We start from the raw sequence: 23,445 nt of genomic DNA on the forward strand, positions 1-23,445 counted from the left end.
AGTGAGTTGTATGATAACGGTTCAACAAGTTATTACCTTGATGGAGCAATTAGCACCGCATTCGTATGCAGAGTCTTGGGATAATGTAGGTTTAATGGTGGGTGATCGGAATGTAGTTGTTACAGGTGTAGTGACTACGTTAGACGTAACAGAAGAAACCGTAGAATATGCTATTGAACAAAATTGTAATTTAATTGTTAGCCACCACCCATTAATCTTTAAAGGGTTGAAACAGATATCATGTGATACTGCTCAAGGGCGTACGATTAATAAGCTGATTCAACATAAGATTGCCGTATATAGTGCTCATACAAATCTTGATATCGCTCCAGGCGGTCTCAATGATATGTTGGCGAAGCAATTGGGACTCATAGATATAAAGGGCTTCATTAAAACTGGTGAAGAGGCGCTTTATAAGGTGACCACCTTTGTACCTGAAAGCTCGGCTGATGCAGTTCGCTTGGCGATGGGCGATGCAGGGGCAGGCCGAATTGGCAATTACGAGCATTGCAGTTTCAGTATCCATGGTGAAGGGCGCTTTGTTGGTAATGAAGATTCTCATCCTGTCATTGGGGAAGCTGGCGCTTTAACAGTGGCTCCTGAGATACAAGTAAATGCTATAGTCGATGGGACGCATTTAAGCGAAGTCGTAACGGCTATGAAAGCAGCTCATCCATATGAAGAAGTGGCTTATGAGGTTTTAAATATAGTTGAGCCTACGAGTTCAACTCAATATCTAGGACGGGTAGGTCGCTTGCCTAATGCATTAAACTTAGATTCTTTCCGTGAATGGGTACAAGAGGCTTTGCCTGATGCTAACATTCGTTTTGCTGGTATTGTGCCGAAAGCGATTCAATCCATTGCTCTATGCTCTGGTGCAGGTGCAGAATTTATTAAGGATGCTGCCCGGTTACATGTAGATGCCTATATCACAGGTGATGTGAAGTATCATGAGGCGCAAATGGCTAAGGAGTTGGGGTTGCTCGTGGTTGATGCAGGTCATTTTGGAACTGAGTCTATAGTGGCGCGTGGTTTGTGTGACTATTTAATCTCTGCAGGACTTACTGTTCCTGTGAAAGCTTTTACAGAACAAAATGATTTCTTCTTTGTGTAATGATGCATTTTCTTGCAACAAATTGTTAGCTATGATAAACTGAATTGAAGCAAGTATGAAAGACGGTTGCGAGTCTATAAGACTCGAGGAAAGTCCGAGCTCCATAGGGCAGGATGCCAGATAACGTCTGGCGAGGGTAACCTTAGGGAAAGTGCCATAGAAAAGGAAACCGCCACGTAAGTGGTAAGGGTGGAAAGGTGAGGTAAGAGCTCACCAGCAGTCTGGTAACAGGCTGGCTCGGTAAACCCCATCCGGAGCAAGACCGAATAGGGAAGGGTTAAGGGTGGTCCCGCCTACCTTCCGGGTTGTGTCGCTCGAGCGTGCAGGCGACTGTACGCCTAGAAAGATAATCGTCACCGCGCAAGCGGAACAGAACTCGGCTTATTGATTGCTTGCTTCTATATTTAACATATAATTGATAGTATATAAGATTGTAGATCTTTGTTAGGAGAACTTCATGGCAATTACAGCAATTACTAGTGTACAAGAATTTGATGAGAAAGTGCTTGGCGCTAAAGGTTTAGCTATTGTTGATTTTTGGGCTGGTTGGTGCGAACCATGCACTGTTATGCGCCCAGAGATTGAAGACGTAGCAGAGCGTTTAAAAGGTCAAGTAGAATTCTTTAGTGTTAATGCAGAAGATAAAAATCTTCGCGGTATTTTGTTAAAAGAAGATGTTGATGGTATTCCATCCTTAGTATTCTTCCGAGATGGTAAAATGCTTGATTCCCTTGTGGGTTATAAAAAAGCAGATATGCTTGAGTCTCTAATAAAGGAAGTTATCTAATTAATTAATAACTAGGAATTCGTAGAAAATAAATAACATGAGGCTGTATATAAGAAAAGTTAATTTCTTATATACAGCTTTTTTGTTAAATTTTATAGTTTTCATAAATGTTAAGTGATATAATAAAATAGTAGAAATATGATTGTCATCATGCTGGTTGAACTTCGTCAAACTGATAGAGTGAGCTCATAAAAATGATTTCTGTCATAAACGTTGTAGTTTATTAAGTAATATAATTATATTGCGCAAAGTTGTTGTAAGGAGGCTATATTCCATGAAGAATCGTATAAATAGTTTGTGGACACTCTTCCAAGAACGCCGTTTGAGTCGACGCACATTTATGAAATCCTGTGTAGCACTCACTGCTATTTTAGGTCTACCTCCAACGATGTTAGACACCGTTGTTAAGGCTGCCGAAACAACTGAATTACCTACGGTGATTTGGTTGCATGGTCATGAATGTACTGGTTGTAGTGAATCTTTTATCCGTTCATCCTCTCCCTTTACTTCTGATGTTATTTTGAATATGATTTCTCTTGAATATGATGATACTTTGGCGGCAGCGTCTGGTGCACCATTAGAGGAACATTTAGAAAAAATCATCAAAGAAAAAGCCGGTAAATATATCTTGGCTGTTGAAGGTGGCGTACCACTTGATGAAGATGGTGTTTATTGCACAGTAGGTGGACGTACATTTAAAGAATCCTTATTAGAAGCAGCTAAAGGAGCTGCAGCAATCATAGAATATGGTTCTTGTGCTTCTTGGGGCGGTATACAGGCGGCAAAACCAAATCCAACAAATACAGTTTCTGTATCTTCCGTTGTATCTGGTAAGCCTATTATCAAGGTTCCTGGCTGCCCTCCAATTCCAGAGGTTATGACTGGTGTAATCATGCACTATGCATTATTTGGTCAAATCCCACCTCTTGATGCGCAAGGTCGTCCAAAACAATTTTATGGCAATCGTATTCACGACACATGCTACCGTCGTGCCTTCTTTGACTCTGGTCTCTTCGTTGAAAAATTTGACGATGATGCATCTAAATCTGGTTGGTGCCTATACAAGGTAGGTTGTCGTGGACCTCAAACATATAATTCTTGTGGTAATCTACGTTGGTGGAATGGTTTATCCTATCCAATTCAATCCGGTCACGGTTGTATTGGTTGCTCTGAAAAGGGCTTCTGGGATAATGACGTATTCTATAAACGTTTACCAGATATTCCATTGGCTAATACCATCACAACTGCTGATACAATCGGTACAGTAGCTGCTGTTGGTGCCACTGCAGCGGTTATCGTTCATGGTGCTGCAACTCTTACGCGTAATAAAATTCTTGATATGAAAGAAGAAAAACGCTTAAAAGAAGAAGGCTTATGGGATGAAAAGAAACATAATAATGGAGGAGGTCACTAATGAAACGCGTAGTAGTAGATCCGATTTCCCGTATTGAAGGTCATTTACGGGTTGAAATAAAAGTTGATGAAGCAAGTGGTAAAGTAGAGGACGCATTGTCTTCTGGCACTGCTTGGCGCGGTATCGAACTTGTTGCTAAAGATCGCGATCCTCGTGACCTTTGGGCTTTCGTACAACGTATTTGTGGCGTATGTACTACAACACATGCGTTGGCAGCATTACGTGCGGTAGAGGATGCACTTGGTATTACCATTCCTAAAAATGCAAACTATATTCGTAATATCATGCATAGTTCTTTAGATGTACATGATCATATCGTACATTTCTATCACTTACATGCTCTTGACTGGGTTAGCCCAGTAGCAGCTCTTAGTGCAGATCCAGCTAAAACTGCACAATTACAAAATGATGTATTAGCTACTTATAATGTAAGTGGTTTAGCGCCAGCTGAAACTGCGTCTAAAGATTCTGCATATCCTAAGGAGTTCCCTAAAGCTACAACTGCCTATTTTGCAGCTGTACAACAAAAGGTTAAGAAAATCGTAGAATCTGGTCAATTAGGCATCTTCTCCGCTCAATGGTGGGATCATCCTGATTATAACTTGTTATCTCCAGAAGTTCATTTGATGGCCGTATCTCATTATTTGAACATTCTTGATCGTCAACGTGATATTGTAATTCCTCACGTTGTATTTGGTGGCAAAAACCCACATCCTCATTATATTGTAGGTGGCATGCCATGTTCTATCTCTATGAATGATATGAATGCCCCTATTAATACGCAACGCCTTGCTGCCGTAGAGCAATCTATTGCATTGACTAAAGACTTAGTTGATAATTTCTACGTGCCAGATCTATTAGCTATCGGTAAAATATATGTAGAAAAAGGTATGATCGATGGTGGTGGCCTTGCGAAGAAACGCGTTATGTCCTATGGCGATTATCCTGATGATACGTACACCGGTATTTCTAATGGTGATTATCATAAGAAATGTATTGTTCGTTCCAATGGTGTTGTTGAGAACTTTGCATTAGGTGTAGATAAAGCAACATTCATCCCATTAGAAGGTAAAGACTTCATGGATCCTCAATACCTTAGTGAAGAGGTTGATCATTCCTGGTTTACATATCCAGATGGAACAAAAACACTTCATCCTATTGAAGGTGTTACTGATCCTAAGTTTACAGGTCCTAAATCTGGTACAAAAGAAAAATGGGAATTCCTTGATGAAGATAAAAAATATTCTTGGATTAAATCTCCAACTTTCAAAGGGAAAACTGCAGAGGTTGGTCCATTAGCAAAATATATTGTTGTGTATACAAAGGTGAAACAAGGAATAATCAAAGACCCAACTTGGGCTGAATCTATGATTGTTCGTCAAATTGATACAGTATCTCAAGTATTGGGTGTACCAGCTCATGTATGGATGACTACTATGGTAGGACGTACGGCATGTCGTGGCCTTGATGCACAAGTAGCGGCAAATATTAGCCAATACTTCTTTAACAAGCTTGTATCTAATATTAAAAATGGTGATACTGCAGTAGCGGATATGACTAAGTTTGAACCAAATACATGGGATAAAGATGCTAAAGGTGTTGGTCTTGTAGATGCGCCTCGTGGTGGTTTGGGGCACTGGATACATATTAAAGATGGACGCTCTGCAAACTATCAATGTATCGTACCATCTACATGGAATGCGTGCCCTAAAACTGCAGCTAATGAACATGGTGCCTATGAAGATTCTATGATTGATACACATGTAAAAATTGCGGATAAACCACTTGAAATTTTGAAGGTAATTCACTCCTTTGATCCATGCTTAGCATGTGCAACCCATTTATACAATAAAAAAGGCGAAAAAATTGTTTCCGTCAATACAGATGCATTGTGTAAATAAAGGGTGGTGGACTTATGTTAATACATACTGACAAAAAGGCGTATGTCGTATTTAGTCTATGGTTGCGTATATTCCACTGGACTATGGTACTCAGTGTAACTGCATTGTTCTGGACTGGCCTATATATTGGTGATCCAGGCTTTGCTGCGATTACGGGTAACCCTGAACCAACCTTTGCTATTGATGGCTGGTTTTCTATGGAAACTATGCGTCGTATCCATTTCATTGCAGGTGTTATCTTAACGTTCTCCTTCATCTTCCGTTTTGCAGGCGCTCTTTGGAACAGAGGGGATAGATTATTACCTAAATTCCGTCAAAAACGGTATTGGTACGGTCTTAAAGAAACAACATTGCACTATTTAATGATTCCTCAAAAACATGAACATCATTGGCTTCGTAATTCCTTAGCTAGAACTGCGTATATGATGGTATACATTATGTTCTTCTTTGAAATTTTAACGGGTTTCGCAATGTATTCGATGGTTAACCCTAATGGTATTCTAGGAACTTTATTTGCACCAGTGGTTACATTATTTGGTGGTGAATACAAGGTCCATGTTATCCATCACTACATTGCGTGGGGATTCTTGTTCTTTACTATTGTTCACGTGTATATGGCATTCCGAGAAGATGTTATGGAGGAATCCGGCGAAGTATCTGCTATGGTTTCAGGTATGAAATATTACGCTCATGATCCAATTGATATTGAAGACCTTAATGGTAAACGTCGTCGTGGGGAACGTATTGATAAACCATCTGGTACTACATATCGTCCAAGTGATCCTAATGATCCTAGAGAAAGAGAATTACAAGAAAATGACTAATACAAGTACTGATATTATTAGTGGCTTGGAACAATACGCGGACTCAGAGGGTCCGCGTATTGATTTAAATAGCCTTTATGATGATGGAGATAATGAAATTGTTCTACTCGGAGTCGGCAATATTTTACTTACCGATGAGGGATTAGGTGTTCATGTAGTAAAAGAATTGAAAGAGTCTTTCACATTTACGCCTGCAATTTCCATTATTGACGGTGGCACTATGGGAATGGAATTACTTACGTATATGCGTGGTATGAAGAAAATCCTTCTTGTAGACGCTATTAATGGCGGAGATGCTCCAGGAACTATATATGAATTTCCTCATAAGGAATTGGAACAATATTTTACGGAACATATTTCTGTACATGAAGTAGGAATGCAAGATATTTTACGCATCCGTGCTATTCAAGAAGATCCATTAGAAGATGCAGTGGTTATCGGTGTAGAACCGGAATCATTGGAAATTGGTTTTGAACCTAGCGGGCCGGTACAATGTGCCTTGCCTGAGGTTAAAAAACGTATTTTGCATGTCCTACGAGAATGGGGCGTAACAGTTGAGCCTAAAGCATAAAGTGGAAATTTCATATAATGTATAGATAGCTTATAGAATGTAAAGATAGTTTCTGTATAGGAGTATTTATGATTGAAAATTATGGTAATGTTCGCGCCGTTTTAAATGAGTTGCGTTTGGCTCTAAAGAATTTGCGTGAAAATGGTGAGACATATTCGATTTATATTGAAAAAACAGGTTTAACAGAGGAAGAACAAGTTGAAGTATTAGAAACACTTGGACGCGGTCATATTACGATTAACTTTAATGAAACTGATCAACCTGTAGAATGGTATGAATCACAATTTTCTGGAATCTGGATTGGGACTTATAAAAATGGTCGCGATGATTCCATTTTACATACAGTAGAGGTCGCTAAATATCCAGTTGTAGCTGGTGCTTATATAGAAGATATGGAACTGGCGGAGGAAGATTTACAATCTTGGATTGATGCTGCTGGATTATAGTAAAGGAGACCCTTAACGGGTCTCTTTTTCATGAAAGATAGATGAAATTAGGCGTTTTTGATAATTTTATGATAAAAATTCATATAAATTTTTGATTAATAGTTGATAAAGCCAGAAATAATCATATTTGTTTCTATATTAATAAAATAAATATTTTTTATAAATTACTTTATTAAGTAGCTTGATAAATAAATTAATATAATATTGATTTACTGCACTTATATAAAGGATAAATGAAGGGTTATATTGGTATTTTATAGAGAAGTAGCTTGTTTACTGGCTTTATAAACATTATTAAGCCTATTGTTAACCTTTAGCATTTGCCTTAATTTACTAATTAACATAAAATATGTGAGTAAAATACTTTGGAGGATTTATGTTACTTTCTATTGTAGTGCCTGTATATAACGAAGAGGAAAATATAGCGAACTTTTATAAAGCTGTAACTGATGTTATGTCAGGTCTCACGTATGATTATGAATTAATCTTCGTGGATGATGGATCTAGTGATTCGTCAGCTATGATACTGCGTGAAATTGCATTCAATGATAAACATGTTAAAGTGTTATTGTTAGCTCGTAACTTTGGGCATCAAACGGCACTTACATGTGGGCTTGATTATGCTCATGGCGATGCAGTCATTACAATGGACGGTGATATGCAGCATCCACCGGCATTGATTCCTGAACTAGTTCGATTGTGGGAATCAGGGTATGATGTGGTGCGTACCATACGCGATTCAACTGATGACGCTAGTTGGGCTAAATCTTTCACGTCTAAGTATTATTACAAACTGATGAACAAAATGGCCGATGTTCCTATTGTTGAAGGCGGGTCCGATTTTCGCCTCATGAATAGTAAAGCATTGGGCACGTTGAAACGATTCAGAGAACATGGTCGATTTTTGCGCGGTATTGTCGGCGCCTTAGGGTACAGACAAGCAGAGTTGCACTTTGTGGCACCACCTCGATTTGCAGGTGTCTCAAAGTTTAGTGTGCGTAAAATGATTCGATTTGCTCTCGATGGTGTAACCGCTTTTTCAAGGGTGCCTTTACGGGCCGCCTTGTATGTAGGAGTACTTTGTGGTGGAATGAGCTTTTTGCTCATCTTACATCTTTTGTATGTATATCTTACAGGACAAGCTTTGAATGGGTGGACAACTTTGGGCGTATCAATCTTGTTTATTGGTGGAATTCAACTCGTCGGACTGGGAATTATTGGCGAGTATGTAGGTCGTATTTTTGAAGAGGTGAAGCAACGGCCTTTGTATTGGGTTAAGTCAGCTATAAATTTTGAAGAGCATGAAGAGGCTCCGTTACTCGGACCAAGCAGTGCAGATGTTTTTATGGCACCAGAGGCTTATACTAACAAAAGCAAAGAAGACTAGCTGTATTTGTGAATGCAAATAAATAGACGGTTAGTATATTTTGAATAAATAACTTACTTTAAAAGTTTTTTGGAAAGGAAGCATATGAAGTCAAAATATAGTAAGGTTAAAATAACGGCATTAACATTAACTTTTGTGTGTGCCACAACAGCCATGGTTGGCGCAACAACATTACAATATGGTGATAAGGGCAAAAGTGTTACAGCGGTTCAACAACAACTAATTAAACACGGCTATAATGCTACAGATAAAAATGGTGTATATGGTAAGGAAACGAAGTGGGCAGTTCGTCTGTTCCAACAAGATCGTGGCCTTCCGGTGGATGGTATCGTAGGCCCTGCTACGTATAATGCATTGATGGGTGCTCCTCGTTCTACGAAGGCAGTATTGACCCAAAATGCAGCGACTAAAGCAGTAGCAACGAAATCCGCTTTTTCAAATAGTAATGCGACATCCCGTCGTATCGCTGGTCATTCCATTAATGGCAAGAACGTTAAATTAAACAATATTACGAAAAATGAAACACCTAGCAGCATTCACGCAATCTTGGCAGAAGCTGACAAATACCGTGGCGTACCATATGTATTTGGCGGTACAACTCCAAGTGGCTTTGACTGCTCCGGTTATGTTAAATATGTATTTGAAAAACAAGGTATTTCTTTACCGCGTTTGGCAGATGAACAGTATAACGTAGGTGTTGAAGTTTCTCGTGCGAACTTGAAAGCAGGGGATTTGGTATTCTTCGAAACATATGAACCAGGTCCATCTCACTCTGGCATTTATATTGGCGATGGCAAGTTCATTAGCGCCACTTCCAGTCGTGGTGTTGCAGTAGCAGATCTTGATACTGGCTATTGGGGTGAACGTTACATCGGCGCAAAACGCGTTGTACGCTAATTTAATAACTAGCTATAAAAGAGGCTATACGAATCAATTTTGTTTTGTTGATTTGTATAACCTCTTTTTATGTTTATTATTTACGATTTAACTAGCATTGACTAAATTTGACCTTTACTTTTATTGTAAAAAATATGGATTAAAATTTATATCTTTCACGGTCTGATTGGATTGGTGTGAAAGTGCGTGAATTCCGCATAATCTCAATGTTTTTGATAGATTTTATATCGTTTTTGAGTTATAATGAAGAGTAAATAATTTTAGGAGGAATATACACATGAAGGGTAATGAACTGCGTCAAGCATACTTGCAGTTTTTTGAAAGTAAAGGACATTTAAAATTAGATAGTTTTTCTCTTATACCAGAAAACGATCCGTCTTTGTTATTGATCGGGGCAGGTATGGCGCCATTGAAGCCTTTCTTTACAGGTAAATTGGTACCTCCTTGTCGTCGTATTACAACATGCCAAAAAAGTATGCGTACCGGTGACCTTGAAAACGTAGGGCGCACAGCACGGCATCATACATTCTTTGAAATGTTGGGGAATTTTTCTTTCGGGGACTACTTTAAAAAAGAAGCTATTCATTGGGCGTGGGAGTTTTTAACTGAGGTTATTAAACTCGATAAAAATAGATTATATGTTACTGTATATCCAGATGACCAAGAGGCATATGATACATGGCATAATGATTGTGGTGTAGAAGAGAGCCATATCACGCGTCTCGAAGATAACTTCTGGGAAATTGGCGAAGGCCCATGTGGTCCAGATAGCGAAATCTTTTTTGATCAAGGTCCTGAACATGGTTGTGATGACCCTAATTGTGCGCCAGGCTGTGATTGCGATCGCTATCTTGAAATTTGGAACTTAGTGTTTACTCAATTCAATAAAATGCCAGATGGATCTTATGAACCATTACAACATAAAAACATCGATACAGGCGCCGGTCTTGAACGATTGGCTTCTGTATTACAAGGCTGTAAAACAAACTTTGAAACCGATTTGATTTTCCCAATCATCGAAGCCACTGCAAAACGCGCTGGTGTTACATATAACGAAGATCCAAATACAGATGTTTCTTTAAAAGTTATCGCTGACCACGCTCGTGCTGTCACTGCATTGATCTCCGATGGCGTATTGCCATCCAACGAAGGTCGCGGCTACGTATTGCGTCGTATTTTACGCCGTGCTGTACGTCATGGCCGTTTACTTGGTATTGAAGGTATCTTCTTAACACCACTTATTGATGTAGTTGTAGACATTCTTGGCCCTGGTATTACATCTATTGCTGAGAAACAAGACTTCGTTAAACGCGTGGTTCAAAACGAAGAAGAACGCTTTAACCAAACCTTGGAACAAGGTCTTGAGTTATTAAACTCCTTAATCGATACATTAGCCGCTGAAAAGGCAACTGTAGTTCCTGGTTCTGAAGTATTCAAACTATATGATACCTATGGATTCCCTTGGGAATTAACAGAGGAAATCGCTTCTGAACGTGGTTTTACAATCGACCATGAAGGCTTTGAAGCTGCTATGAAAGAACAACGTGAACGCGCTCGTGAAGCTCGTGTAAAAGAAGATGCGAAGGTAGCAACACCAGACATTACATTCTTGAAAGATGAAGAACTTGTTGAAGACGAAGCAGAAACTGCATCCACCGTATTGATGCTTGGTAAAGGTTCTGAACGCTTACAAACAGCAGCTGACGGCGATGAAATTACTGTTATCGTACGCACTACTCCTTTCCATGCTGAAGGGGGCGGTCAATTAGGTGATACAGGCTTTATCGTGGGCCCAATGGGTAAGGTAGAGGTTCATAATACAAAACGTTTACCAGAAGGCACTGTATATCATATCGGTACTGTTGTAGAAGGTTCTATCTCTGAAGGTGATGATGTAACGCTTGAAGTGGATACAAATCGTCGCGCAGCAATGGCCCGCAACCATACAGCAACACACTTGTTACATGCAGCATTGAAAAAGGTTCTTGGCGAGCATGTTAACCAAGCTGGTTCTCTAGTAACTCCTGATTACTTGCGTTTTGACTTCACTCATTTCTCCCCTGTAACACAAGAGGAACTTGATCAAATCGAAGCACTTGTAAATGAAGAAATTTTAAAAGCTACGGACCTAGCTATCGCTGAAATGTCCATGGACGAAGCAAAAGCGAAAGGTGCGATGGCACTCTTTGGAGATAAATATGGCGATGTAGTTCGCGTTGTAGAGGTTCCTGGCTTCTCCGTTGAATTATGTGGTGGTTCTCATGTAGGCAACACAGCTTTCATTAGTTCCTTCCGTTTAACTTCTGAAGCTGGTATCGGTTCTGGTGTACGTCGTATTGAAGCGATTACAGGTCGTGCAGCTCTCGATGCAGCAAAACAAGATCGTTTGACTATTGAACGCATGGCAAGCGAGCTTAAAACTAAAGCACCTCAAATAGAAGAACGCTTACACCAAGTGTTGACAGAAGCTAAAGACACAGCAAAAGAATTAGAACAAATTCGTAAAGAAGTTTCTGCAGCGGGTGCTGCAGATATCGTTGCTGGTAAAGTTGTGATAGGTGATGTTGAATTTGTTGCCGCAGCTGTAAAGGCGTCCTCCATCGATGAATTGCGTGATTTAGCTGATATGGGCCTTGATAAATTGAATGGATCTGGTGTGGTTCTTGTAGGCGCTGCTATGGGTGATGATAAGGTAAACTTTGTATGTAAAGTATCTAAAGATGTCGTTGCTAAAGGTGCAAAAGCAGGTAATATTGTTAAAGCAGCAGCTCAAGTAGCTGGAGGGAATGGTGGTGGCCGTCCAGATATGGCACAAGCAGGTGGCAAAGAGCCAGCTAAATTAATGGAAGCATTAAAAGCTGGTGGTGAAGCCTTAAAATCTATGTTACAATAGGCATATAATTTTATAATTATACTTGTATCTGTTATAGAAATTTTTTATAATGCATAAAAAGTTACTGACTTTGTAGCTTTAATTCAAGTATAATAGTAGGTGAGATTTCACTTGTATAGTGAAATCTGCCGATGTAATAAAAAGGAGGGATACGATGAACGTTTCAGATGAAACCATGTTATTCCGTAAAGTAGACGATGAACCGATGACCGCTGAAGAGGTGCTTACGCGTGTTTATCAATCTATTCAAGAAAAAGGTTACAATCCAATTAATCAAATCTTAGGGTATCTAATCTCTGGAGATCCTGCGTATATAACAAGTTATAATAATGCGCGTTCCGATATCCGTCGTTTAGAGCGTGATGACTTGATTGAAGAATTGTTGAAAGAATACGCAAAGGCTAAACAATTATAATGAGAATTATGTCATTAGATGTAGGCAGCCGTACTATTGGTATTGCCTGTAGCGATGCACTGCTCATGACTGCACAAGGTATTGAAACCATTCGTAGAACATCTCTGGAAAAAGACTTTAATCGCTTACAAGAACTCATTTCTGAATATGAAGTACATGAACTTGTGGTAGGTATGCCGAAAAATATGAATGGTACAAAAGGTGAACGGGCTGAAAAGACTGAAGAATTCGTTGCAAAAATGAAGGAAGTCATCGATTTACCTGTTACATATTGGGATGAGCGGTTATCTACTGTTATGGCTGAACGTCAACTCATCGCAGCTGACGTGAGCCGTAAAAAGCGTAAATCCGTTATCGATAAAATGGCAGCGGTTGTAATTTTGCAAGGATATCTAGATCGCTTGCAGTTTAATAAATAAGTATTTTTCCTTAAGGAGGGTTTCCAATGGTTGACCAAAATTTTGAAGGTGAAGTGTATTATTTGGAATTCGAAGACGAACATGGTAATAAACAATACTTCACAGAAGATGTTATCTTGAGCCATGAAGGTCAAGAGTATGCCGTTCTTGTACATGTACAAGATGAAGATGCCGACCATGAAGGTCAAGATGACACGTACATGATCTTGGCTCGCATCGAAACAAATGAAGAAGGCGTAGAAGAATACGTACCTTTGGATGAAGAAGATGAAAACTTTGAAACTCTAGTAAAATTGTATGAAGACATGGATGAAGACGAATAATTGTCTTTAGCATAAATTTAGCGTGTTGTCAGTGGACAATGCGCTATTTTTATTTTGTTATACATTATCATTGTTGTACAAAGAAGGGGCTTCATTCATGCTAAGGGCATAACAAATATATAAAATTAATATATTGCATAAAATGGAATAAGTGGAATCATTGCCCTTTTATATAGGGGAAATATAGAGTTTATGGTATAATGAATTGATATACTGTTATGTTACAGAAAGGAACTCAACAACGTGAGAAAAGCCTTAAGATATATTTTGATCCTAGTTATTATAGGTATATTAATTATTGGTGGAGGTCTTGGTGCATTGTACTTTGTACCGAATACCTTTGCTCAAGATGATGGAACACAAGTAGTCGTTATAGAAAAAGGTCAAACGGGTACTGAAATTGCAGATATGCTTTTTGAAAGGGGGCTAATTCGCTCAACTCAGGGCTTTAAGCTCTGGTTATACTTGAGTGGCACCAATGATAAGCTTCAAACTGGCCATTATCAAATACCTAATAAAGTAACTGTGCGCGAACTCATTTCCTTGTTACAAGAAGGTCATGTAGAATCTATTCGTGTTACAATTCCAGAAGGATATACAGTTGGTGATATTGCTATCGTTCTTGAAAAGAATCAAATTATGAAGGCGAAGGACTTCTTAGCTGAAGCTAAGACCTATGTACCATACCCATATATGAAAGGCACAAAACCTGCTACATATCCTGTAGAAGGCTTCTTGTTTCCAAGCACGTATGAAATCCCCGTAGGTGCTACGCCTCGTGATGTTATTCAAATGATGGCTGATGAAATGAATCGTTACCTTACACCAGCTGTGAAGAAACAAATTCAAGCTCAACATATGAGTATTCATGACTTTGTAACCTTGGCATCTATCGTTGAACGAGAGTCTTTATTTGATGCAGATCGTCCAACTATTGCAGGGGTATTCAAAAAGCGTTTAGCACATGGTATTCCATTGCAATCTGATGCGACTATTTCCTATGTACTTGGCTATGCGAAAGAAAATGTAACGATTGGTGATACGCAATTGCAAAGCCCGTATAATACATATGTATCTAAAGGTTTACCACCAGGACCAATTGCAAACCCTGGTAAAAAAGCCTTAGATGCAGTATTACACTCTGAAAATACAGATTACTTATACTTCGTAGCAGATAAAGAGGGGCATAATCACTTCTCTAAATCTTACGAAGAACATTTAGCAGCGGTTAATAAAATTTATGGTGCTGACACAGTAAAAAATTCTTCTGCTAATACTGAAGTAGCTGCACAAGCTGGTCCTAACTATGACGTAGCAGTAGCGACTACAGAGCCTAATTATAATTATAGTTCTGCAGAAGCGGTGGAAGCAGATTCTCAATATGTTGACGTAGAACCTAGTTATAAATACACACCAACTACAGTTCCAGCAGCTGAGATTCCAGATCCTGTACCAGGTTCAACACAAAATCAATCATCGACGCAAGTCACGCCGGCTGCTCCATCCTATGGAAATAATACAAATAACAATACGTATGTACCAACGACGACACCTGTACCTGAATCGATGCAGAATGTTATTCCTAATGCACAACAAGTACCACAAATTCAGGTAGAACCTGCAAATCCTGCTGAACGCTCTACGTTGGTAGTTCCTAGTGGTACTAACAATAGATAATGTAGGAGATTTAATCTACTTTCATGACATTAAATGATATTTTAAATGAACAGCGTATTTACGCGATGATTAATGATGTGCCGATTTTACGAGAATCTGAGGTTCATCTATTTGAAGAATTAATAGGTTTGTACCGGCCCACCTCTGTGTTAGAGGTGGGCACCGCCATTGGTTACTCGGCTTTGTTGATGGCTCCGCTACTCGACGAGGAAGAGGGGCATATTACATCCATTGAACTGGATGATGTGCGTCACGAAATGGCGAAATACTATATTAACCAATCCGATTATGCCGATAACATTACATTGCTGAAAGGCGATGCATCTCAAGTCTTAACGGAACTCACAGGCGAATATGATCTAGTGTTTTTAGATGGTCCAAAGGGGCAATATTTAAAACAACTTGAACTTATTCTGCCACATGTGAAAGAAGGGGGCGTCATTCTTGCAGATAATGTGCTCTTTAGAGGCTATGTAAGGGGCGATAAGGAACCACCAAAACGGTTCAAAACCATCGTAAAACGGTTACAAGAATACTTAACATATGTTGAAAATAAAGAATTGTTTAACACTACCATTTATCCCATGGGTGATGGCATGAGTGTGAGTGTGTGGAAAGGGCACAACAAATAATGGCAGAACATTTTATGGAATTGCTTTGTCCTGCAGGTAATATGGACAAGCTTAAAATGGCTATCCGCTATGGGGCGGATGCCGTATATTGCGCAGGCAAACGTTTTGGCTTGCGCGCAGGAAACTCTAATTTCTCCGATGAGGAATTAAAGGAAGCTGTAGAATTTGTACATGCACATGGCAAAAAGATTCATGTTACATGTAATATCATTCCTCACAACGAGGACTTCGAAGGTTTAGAGGACTATTTGAAATTTCTTGAAAGCATCGGTGTTGATGCTATCATCGTTGCAGACATGGGGATTTTTAGCCTTGCTAAGCGCGTGGCTCCAGGTTTAGAGCTTCACGTAAGTACACAAGCTTCCACTACAAATTGGCATACAGTTCAAATGTGGAAAGAACTTGGTGCCACACGTGTTGTAGCGGCTCGCGAAGTATCCTTAGCAGACCTTAAAGAAATGAAGGATCATGTAGATATTGAAATTGAGTCCTTCGTACATGGTTCTATGTGTATTTCTTACTCTGGTCGTTGCTTATTGTCTAACTATATGACAGGTAATCGCGATGCGAACCGTGGTCAATGTTCTCAATCTTGTCGATGGAAATATTCTCTTGTGGAATCCAATCGACCTGGTGAATATTACCCAATCGAAGAAGATGAACATGGCACGTATATCTTTAACTCTAAAGACTTGTGTTTAATTCACCGCATTCCAGATCTATATGAAGCTGGTATTGATAGCCTTAAAATCGAAGGTCGCATGAAATCAGTTCACTACTGTGCCACAGTGGCAAAAGTATATCGCACAGCGATTGATACATACCTTAAAGAAGGTAAAGATTGGTACGTTCGTCCAGAATGGATTGCAGAATTAGAAAAGATTTCCCATCGCCCTTATACAGACGGCTTTGCTGAAGGTCGTCCTGATGAAACGGCGCAAAACTATGGTAAATCTACGAATACTCAAAGTCATGACTTCATCGGTTTAGTTATGGGCTACAACGAAGAAGAAAAATACGTTGATCTTGAACAACGTAATAACTTCAAGGTAGGTGATAAGGTAGAATTCTGTCAACCAAAAGGGGAACTCGTTGAAACTGTTATCGAAAAAATGACAGATGAAGATGGTAATCCTATCGATGTAGCACCGCATGCACAAATGAAAGTACGCATTTACATGGATACACCTCTTGAACCGTATTCCATGATGCGTCGTGAGTGCAAACCTAAAGAGGATGAATAGTTTATGAGTGGTGCAGCCTTAGAGCCGAGTAAATCAATCGGTGCATTTCCAGATGTACCCGATTTAGCAACCTCTGGAGAAGAAGCGTATGTGTACTTTCACATTGATCCTAAGCATACGAATTTCATCAATCGCATCATTGAAGGCTATGAATATTTAGGTGTTATGACCTCTGTAGATGCGAGTGGGCGGTGCATGTTGCGTTGCACACCATCTACAAGGCCCTTGGCGCTTGAAGTATTAAGTAGCTTATCCGACTATGTCACTATAGAAGATTAAGTATAATTTTGATTGTAAATCATATGAGGGAATTTTATGACTATATTAGATTTACAATTACATCAAATGTATACGAATTGTAGAGAAATGAGAGTATATCTATGAAACAATCTATTTTGAAACGCGCATTATTAACAGCTTGCTTTGGAGTATCGATGGCAGGTGTAGCTATGGCGGGGCCTGTAGGTCCTGTAATCATTCCTCAAGCAGGAGATGTGGTTGTTATCAACCATGGTCCTGATATGACTTTCACAGGAAATATCAATTTTGATGTGGAAAGCCAAACTAACAACAATTTACAAATTGGCTCTACTGTGATTCCTAATGTAGTATATGGTGCGGCATTCAATAAATCTGGTGCACCAGATACCATCATCCCGGCTCAAACCTATGTATATGTAGGTACAAAGGATGGGGCGAATGCTTTCACTGAAGCAAGCGATGCAGATAAAAAAGGTGCGAGCTGGAATGTGGAAACATTGAAGAAAACTAAATCTGGCGATGTACAATTGGCGAGCCGTGGCGTTCCTGAAAAACCGTTGGCTAATCAAGTGGCGACCATTAAAGATTCCATTATGCTTAGTGCTGTAGACCTCAGTACAACAGAGGTGGGACGCAATAGCAAGGGCGTTTTATACATGACCGTTCCTAAGGAATTGAAATTGACTGCTGACACAGGTATTCCTGATGATGTACGCGAAACGATGCCAGCCATGTTCCGCGGCAAGATGGGTGATTCCCTCATGGTAAACCTCATGCCTCTAAATGAAGAAGAGAAGCAACAATTAGCGGCAAATCCTCATAATGCAAATGCAATCGTATTCAACCGTGGTATGAACATGGCAAAAATGATCGGTTCCTCTGCGCGTACAAGTAAGGTGTACACATACATGAAGGACCATTATTTGAACCTTGTTATCGTAGCGAAAGATTACGATGATAACGGTGCTCGCGGTAGCGGTGTTATGATGGTATCTAAACAAGATAATTCTAATGACGTGCTCTTAACACTTTACAAAGGTCCAGACCTTTCCACTAGCAAATTGGAAAAAGTAATTGGCGCTATGTTGTCTACAAACTTCAAACGTTAATTTGCAAATAATGTATATAAAATGGCTCGAGATTCTGATCTGTTCCGCCTTCACTTGTTGTCTAGTAAAGGGGGCCATATCATTCTCGGGCCGTTTTCTTTTAAAAATAAATGTATATAGGTAAAAATAAAGGTGAAGTTTATAGTATATCGCTCTAACAACAATTACAATTTATAGTTCCTATTAAATTTCCAGTTAAACCGTATTGAATTTTTTAGTCCTCTATGATACTATAATCTAGTAAAAGTGATGCAAAGGACATGATTCTTTTATCCCTGTGTACCAGAGAGAGGCAGATGCTGGAAATGCCTTACACATATATTAGAGTTACCCCCTTTAAACTGATTTGTCGAACCTAAGTAGGCAAGTACGGCCGCCACCGTTATCGGGCTTAATGAAGTGAATTAACTATACACATATATTCGTATAGGTAGTTAACTAGGGTGGAACCGCGAATGATCTTCGTCCCTTGTTTGTAGGGATAGAAGGTCTTTTTTTATTACCCAATTCCTACAAGCTATTTACAAAATGCTTATGTATTGTGTGGTAAGTAGGTCTATTGATGAAAGTAAAAAATCAAAGCTATCCTGGTTTATAAATTGGAGGAAAGAAAAATGGCAGATGTAAAAATCATTTTACCTGATGGTAGTGCGAAGGAATATGCTGCTGGCACTACTCTTGGGGAAGCAGTAAAACAATTATCTAACAGCTTGGCTAAAAAAGTACTAGCTGCTAACGTAAATGGCGAATTAACAGACCTTCGCGAAGAACTTGTAGATGGTTCTGAAGTAGCATTCTTAACATTCGAAGAAGATGGTGGTAAACATACTTTGCGCCACACAGCTTCTCATATCTTGGCTCAAGCTGTTAAACGTTTATGGCCTGAAGCTAAATTGGCTATCGGTCCTGCTATCGATAAGGGGTTCTACTATGATATCGATATGGAACATACTTTGACTCCTGAAGATTTGGGTAAAATCGAGAAGGAAATGAGCCGTATTGTAAAAGAAAATTTACCGATTACTAAATCCGTTATGCCTCGTCAAGAAGCTATCGAATTCTTTAAAGCTAAAAATGAAGATTACAAGGTAGAATTGATTCAAGATCTTCCTGAAGATGCTGTAATCTCCTGCTACTCTCAAGGCGATTTCATTGATCTTTGCGCAGGACCTCACGTGGCATCCACTGGTAAGGTAAAAGCTTTTAAATTACAAAGCATTGCAGGTGCATACTGGCGCGGCGATGAAAAGAATAAAATGTTGCAACGTATTTACGGTACTGCATTTGAAAAGAAAGAAGAACTTGATGCATACCTTCACTTGCTTGAAGAAGCGGCTAAACGGGATCATCGTAAACTTGGTAAAGAACTTGGTTTGTTCGTTATCAAAGAAGAAGGTCCTGGTTTCCCATTCTTCTTACCAAAAGGTATGGCTCTTCGCAACGAATTAGAAAACTTCTGGCGTGAAGTTCACCATGATTTTGACTATGAAGAAATTCGTACACCTATCATCTTGAGTAAACATTTGTGGGAAACTTCTGGTCACTGGGATCATTACCGTGAAAATATGTATACTACAATCATCGACGATGAAGAATATGCAATTAAACCGATGAACTGCCCAGGTGGTATCTTGGTTTACCAAAACGAAATGCACTCCTACCGTGACTTCCCATTGCGTTACGCTGAACTTGGTCTAGTTCACCGTCATGAATTGTCTGGTGCATTACACGGCTTATTCCGTGTACGTGCGTTCACACAAGACGATGCTCATGTATTCATGTTGCCAGATCAAATGCAAACTGAGTTGATGAAAGTTATCGAATTGTTCGACCGTATCTATAGTCAATTCGGCTTGAAATATCATGTAGAACTGTCCACTAAACCTGATAATGCAATGGGTGATGACGCAATTTGGGAAGCAGCGACAGAAGCATTGCGTAATGCTATCGAAGCGAAAGGTATTCCATACGTAATCAACCCTGGCGACGGCGCATTCTACGGTCCTAAACTTGACTACCATATCGAAGACTCCTTAGGTCGTACATGGCAATGTGGTACTATTCAATTAGATATGAACTTGCCTGAACGTTTCCAAATTGAATACATTGGTGAAGATGGTCAAAAACATCGTCCTATCATGATTCACCGTGCATGCTTCGGCTCTATGGAACGTTTCATTGGTATCTTAACTGAACACTATGCAGGCGCATTCCCAACATGGATGGCTCCTGTACAAGTTAAAATCTTGCCTATCTCTGAAAAACATGTTGAATATGCTAAAAAATTGGCAAAACAAATGCACCGCGACTATGTACGCGTAGAAGTAGACGATCGCAGTGAAAAAATCGGCTATAAAATCCGCCAAGCACAAATGGCAAAAGTTCCTTACATGCTTGTTGTAGGTGATAAAGAAGTTGAAGCAGGCACAGTTAACGTTCGTAAACACGGTGGTGATGAATTAGGTTCTGTACCATTTGAAGAATTCTTTAATTCTATTAAGATTGAAATTAAAGAACGTAATTAATTAAATATCTATTGTTTATATTGATAAAAATCCCCCTCACATCTTGCACAATTATGATTAGTCTGTATAATTTATTAGTGGTGAGATTATATGAGGGGGATTTTGTTATTATATTCTCTTTAATTGTTACCTGTGAGTAGCGAAAGGAAATGACTATGAAAGAAGTAAATTCATACGGTTGGAAAGCTGTTATTGGTTCATCTATAGGTTATGCCATGGATGGGTTTGATCTCTTGATTCTTGGCTTTATGCTAACCTTGATTTCAGGGGACTTAGGCTTGACTACGGGTCAAGCAGGTTCACTTGTGACGTGGACCTTGGTAGGTGCCGTAATCGGTGGCTTTATCTTTGGTACCTTGTCAGATAAGTTTGGTCGTGTTCGTGTGTTGACATGGACTATTGTGTTATTTGCTGTATTTACTGGTCTATGTGCTTTTGCACAAGGCTATTGGGATCTTCTCATATATCGGACAATTGCCGGCATCGGCTTAGGCGGTGAATTTGGCATTGGTATGGCCTTAGCAGCTGAAGCATGGCCGGCACAACACCGTGCAAAGGCAACAAGCTATGTTGCCATCGGCTGGCAGTTAGGCGTATTGGCTGCAGCACTGTTAACACCCGTATTACTTCCTTATATTGGATGGCGTGGTATGTTCATGGTTGGCATTATTCCTGCCTTTGTGGCCTGGATCTTCCGTGCGAAATTACATGAACCAGAAATCTTTGTTCAAAGTAAAGACACTAAGGAACATTCCCATACGAACTCATTCAAGTTATTAGTAAAAGATGTAAGAACTACAAAGACCTCCATAGGTGTTGCTATTTTAACATCTGTTCAAAACTTTGGTTACTACGGTATTATGATTTGGTTGCCTAATTTCTTGAGTAAGCAATTAGGGTTTTCCCTTACAAAATCTGGTTTGTGGACTGCCGTAACTGTATGTGGTATGATGGTCGGCATTTGGTTATTCGGACGATTGGCTGATAAAATTGGCCGTAAACCAACATTTATCTTGTTCCAAGTATGTGCTGTGGCATCTATTTTGATTTATTCTCAACTATCTGATCCAACAGCTATGCTATTTGCCGGCGCTATTCTAGGGGCCTCTGTAAATGGTATGATGGGTGGGTATGGTGCCTTAATGGCAGAAGCCTATCCAACAAGTGCTCGCGCAACGGCTCAAAACGTGTTATTTAACATCGGTCGCGCCGTAGGTGGCTTTAGCCCAATGGTAGTAGGTATGATTATTTCAGTGTACTCATACCAAGTGGCAATTGCATTCTTGGCTATTATCTATGTAATCGATATATTGGCAACCGTATTCTTGATTCCTGAACTAAAAGGTAAGGAACTAGAATAGGCAAATTAATTTAATAAATAGAATAGGTAAATGAGATTAATAAAATAAAGATATCTATTTTATTAAGCTTTAATAGTTAACTAAGCGCTGTCTTTGATATGTACCGCCTTTACTGATTGTCCAGTAAAGGGGGGTACATATCATTTAGACGGTGCTTTTTATATTCATGGAACTATTATTTTATAAATCATGAAGTTACTTGCAGGAACTTAACAAAAAGTGTCGAATAATATTCTGGGATATTTAGTTTTTGATGTAAAGTATAACGCAAGATTTCCCTTTCATATAATTATTGGAGATACTACCAATTAAAACTAATTTTGTTAAAGGTAGATATATGTCATTTTAGAGATACTACCAGTTAAAAATATTTATTTTTAACTGGTAGTATCTCTAAAATGGGCTATGTATGGTAGAAATAGTAAATAGGTTTAACCGATAATTTCTAAATAGCAATAGATATAAAAATATTTCTATTTATATCAATATTTATGTCTATATTTATATTTATATCTATGAGTATCTATGAGAATATTCATATATAAGAATATAAATATGAATTTTAATATGCCTATTAATATCTCTATTTATTTTTATTAGAATTAGAATATTTTTGTTTGTATGTATATATATGGAGAAGGAGTGATCGAAGTGGCGCGATTACGTTTGCGTGAGGTTAGTGAGAGCGAGGAACGTTTTAATCGATTAGAGCGGGCTGTGAGATACGGAAAACGGTTAAAGTTGGCAAAAAAAGTGCCTAGAGATGTATTTTTACCAGAGGATAAGCAGTTATGGTTTTTATTTGAGCGTATATATACGGTGATTCATGATAGGGAAGTGGCCACACTAAAACGCTTTGGTTTAACACCCATGCAGTACAATGTTTTAGAGTTTGTCTATGTATCATCTTGTAGTCCAACATTAGGCTTTATAGTAGATGAATTACGCATGTCATATGGTAATTTGTTTGAAGTCGTTAAAAATCTAGCGAAAAAAGGCTTAGTTAATTGTGATACTTGTCCAAATGATAAACGATCTAAATGCTTAGCTTTGACCTATGAAGGAAAGACTTTATTTGAAGAGGTACAAGTGGTACATGATAAAGTCTTAGGGAATACATTTTCTGCTATGTGTATGCGTAAAAAGGGAGAAATGAAATCAAACTTATCATATGTACTTAGCCATTTTAGTCAGGAAAAAGTAGACTAATCTGTTCAGATTAAATATGGTAGCTTAATGTTTAAA

The 23,445-nt window shown here is 39.0% G+C and carries 21 protein-coding genes, 1 other RNA gene and 1 other annotated feature; all 22 genes read left to right on the forward strand.

The window, feature by feature from the left end:
• Nucleotides 1-10 precede the first annotated feature (10 nt).
• The 22 genes from AAAT26_RS00940 to AAAT26_RS01045 all read left to right on the forward strand — a co-directional run bounded on the left by AAAT26_RS00940 (nt 11) and on the right by AAAT26_RS01045 (nt 23,409).
• Complete coding sequence (locus AAAT26_RS00940) at nt 11-1,114, forward strand: Nif3-like dinuclear metal center hexameric protein (protein ID WP_316591811.1); 1,104 nt, start codon at nt 11-13, stop codon at nt 1,112-1,114.
• A gap of 49 nt (nt 1,115-1,163) precedes the next feature.
• Nucleotides 1,164-1,514: RNase P RNA component class A (rnpB, locus tag AAAT26_RS00945), an RNA gene on the forward strand.
• 57 nt (nt 1,515-1,571) lie between these two features.
• Nucleotides 1,572-1,901, forward strand: coding sequence for a thioredoxin family protein (locus AAAT26_RS00950; protein ID WP_004698670.1), 330 nt, complete (start codon nt 1,572-1,574; stop codon nt 1,899-1,901).
• Nucleotides 1,902-2,175: 274 nt separating this feature from the next.
• Nucleotides 2,176-3,315: a hydrogenase small subunit gene (locus AAAT26_RS00955; protein WP_118091349.1), complete on the forward strand. Its 1,140-nt coding sequence runs from the start codon at nt 2,176-2,178 to the stop codon at nt 3,313-3,315.
• A complete protein-coding gene (locus tag AAAT26_RS00960) occupies nt 3,315-5,216 on the forward strand; it encodes a nickel-dependent hydrogenase large subunit (protein WP_118091348.1) in 1,902 nt (633 codons plus the stop codon). The genes AAAT26_RS00955 and AAAT26_RS00960 overlap by 1 nt, the downstream gene beginning before the upstream one ends.
• 14 nt (nt 5,217-5,230) lie before the next feature.
• The gene (cybH, locus tag AAAT26_RS00965; protein WP_008601341.1) at nt 5,231-6,040 is read left to right on the forward strand and encodes a Ni/Fe-hydrogenase, b-type cytochrome subunit; all 810 of its coding nucleotides are present in this window, start codon (nt 5,231-5,233) and stop codon (nt 6,038-6,040) included.
• Entirely contained in the window at nt 6,033-6,611 is a 579-nt protein-coding gene (locus tag AAAT26_RS00970) for a HyaD/HybD family hydrogenase maturation endopeptidase (RefSeq protein ID WP_349208754.1), read from the forward strand. The genes cybH and AAAT26_RS00970 overlap by 8 nt, the downstream gene beginning before the upstream one ends.
• A gap of 68 nt (nt 6,612-6,679) precedes the next feature.
• On the forward strand, nt 6,680-7,057 hold the full coding sequence (locus tag AAAT26_RS00975; protein ID WP_004696374.1) for a hydrogenase expression/formation C-terminal domain-containing protein: 378 nt from the start codon (nt 6,680-6,682) through the stop codon (nt 7,055-7,057).
• Between the two features lie 376 nt (nt 7,058-7,433).
• Complete coding sequence (locus AAAT26_RS00980; protein ID WP_004696372.1) at nt 7,434-8,444, forward strand: glycosyltransferase family 2 protein; 1,011 nt, start codon at nt 7,434-7,436, stop codon at nt 8,442-8,444.
• Between the two features lie 84 nt (nt 8,445-8,528).
• Entirely contained in the window at nt 8,529-9,341 is an 813-nt protein-coding gene (locus AAAT26_RS00985; protein ID WP_349208755.1) for a C40 family peptidase, read from the forward strand.
• Nucleotides 9,342-9,618: 277 nt separating this feature from the next.
• Complete coding sequence (gene alaS / locus AAAT26_RS00990; RefSeq protein ID WP_349208756.1) at nt 9,619-12,234, forward strand: alanine--tRNA ligase; 2,616 nt, start codon at nt 9,619-9,621, stop codon at nt 12,232-12,234.
• A 154-nt stretch (nt 12,235-12,388) separates the two neighbouring features.
• Nucleotides 12,389-12,649, forward strand: coding sequence for an IreB family regulatory phosphoprotein (locus AAAT26_RS00995; RefSeq protein WP_004696366.1), 261 nt, complete (start codon nt 12,389-12,391; stop codon nt 12,647-12,649).
• Nucleotides 12,649-13,068, forward strand: a complete 420-nt coding sequence (gene ruvX / locus AAAT26_RS01000; protein ID WP_004696363.1) for a Holliday junction resolvase RuvX — start codon at nt 12,649-12,651, stop codon at nt 13,066-13,068. The genes AAAT26_RS00995 and ruvX overlap by 1 nt, the downstream gene beginning before the upstream one ends.
• A gap of 26 nt (nt 13,069-13,094) precedes the next feature.
• Nucleotides 13,095-13,391, forward strand: a complete 297-nt coding sequence (locus AAAT26_RS01005; protein ID WP_008601328.1) for a DUF1292 domain-containing protein — start codon at nt 13,095-13,097, stop codon at nt 13,389-13,391.
• A gap of 243 nt (nt 13,392-13,634) precedes the next feature.
• Nucleotides 13,635-15,068 carry an endolytic transglycosylase MltG gene (gene mltG, locus AAAT26_RS01010; RefSeq protein WP_316692522.1) on the forward strand — a complete coding sequence of 478 codons (1,434 nt, stop codon included), beginning with the start codon at nt 13,635-13,637 and terminating at the stop codon, nt 15,066-15,068.
• Between the two features lie 23 nt (nt 15,069-15,091).
• A complete protein-coding gene (locus AAAT26_RS01015) occupies nt 15,092-15,700 on the forward strand; it encodes an O-methyltransferase (protein ID WP_004697053.1) in 609 nt (202 codons plus the stop codon).
• Entirely contained in the window at nt 15,700-16,944 is a 1,245-nt protein-coding gene (locus AAAT26_RS01020; protein ID WP_038150033.1) for a peptidase U32 family protein, read from the forward strand. The genes AAAT26_RS01015 and AAAT26_RS01020 overlap by 1 nt, the downstream gene beginning before the upstream one ends.
• Nucleotides 16,945-16,947: 3 nt before the next feature.
• Nucleotides 16,948-17,223, forward strand: coding sequence for a DUF4911 domain-containing protein (locus AAAT26_RS01025; protein ID WP_349208757.1), 276 nt, complete (start codon nt 16,948-16,950; stop codon nt 17,221-17,223).
• 101 nt (nt 17,224-17,324) lie between these two features.
• A complete protein-coding gene (locus AAAT26_RS01030; RefSeq protein ID WP_349208758.1) occupies nt 17,325-18,314 on the forward strand; it encodes a hypothetical protein in 990 nt (329 codons plus the stop codon).
• Between the two features lie 240 nt (nt 18,315-18,554).
• Nucleotides 18,555-18,787 (forward strand) — a binding site (T-box leader).
• A gap of 141 nt (nt 18,788-18,928) precedes the next feature.
• Nucleotides 18,929-20,839 (forward strand): threonine--tRNA ligase, encoded by a 1,911-nt coding sequence (gene thrS / locus AAAT26_RS01035; RefSeq protein WP_349208759.1) that lies wholly within the window; start codon nt 18,929-18,931, stop codon nt 20,837-20,839.
• Between the two features lie 155 nt (nt 20,840-20,994).
• Nucleotides 20,995-22,200 (forward strand): MFS transporter, encoded by a 1,206-nt coding sequence (locus AAAT26_RS01040; protein WP_105086635.1) that lies wholly within the window; start codon nt 20,995-20,997, stop codon nt 22,198-22,200.
• A 651-nt stretch (nt 22,201-22,851) separates the two neighbouring features.
• A complete protein-coding gene (locus AAAT26_RS01045; protein WP_158251055.1) occupies nt 22,852-23,409 on the forward strand; it encodes a MarR family winged helix-turn-helix transcriptional regulator in 558 nt (185 codons plus the stop codon).
• Nucleotides 23,410-23,445: the final 36 nt, after the last annotated feature.

Source organism: Veillonella parvula, from assembly GCF_040094895.1.
Taxonomy (GTDB): domain Bacteria; phylum Bacillota; class Negativicutes; order Veillonellales; family Veillonellaceae; genus Veillonella; species Veillonella parvula_L.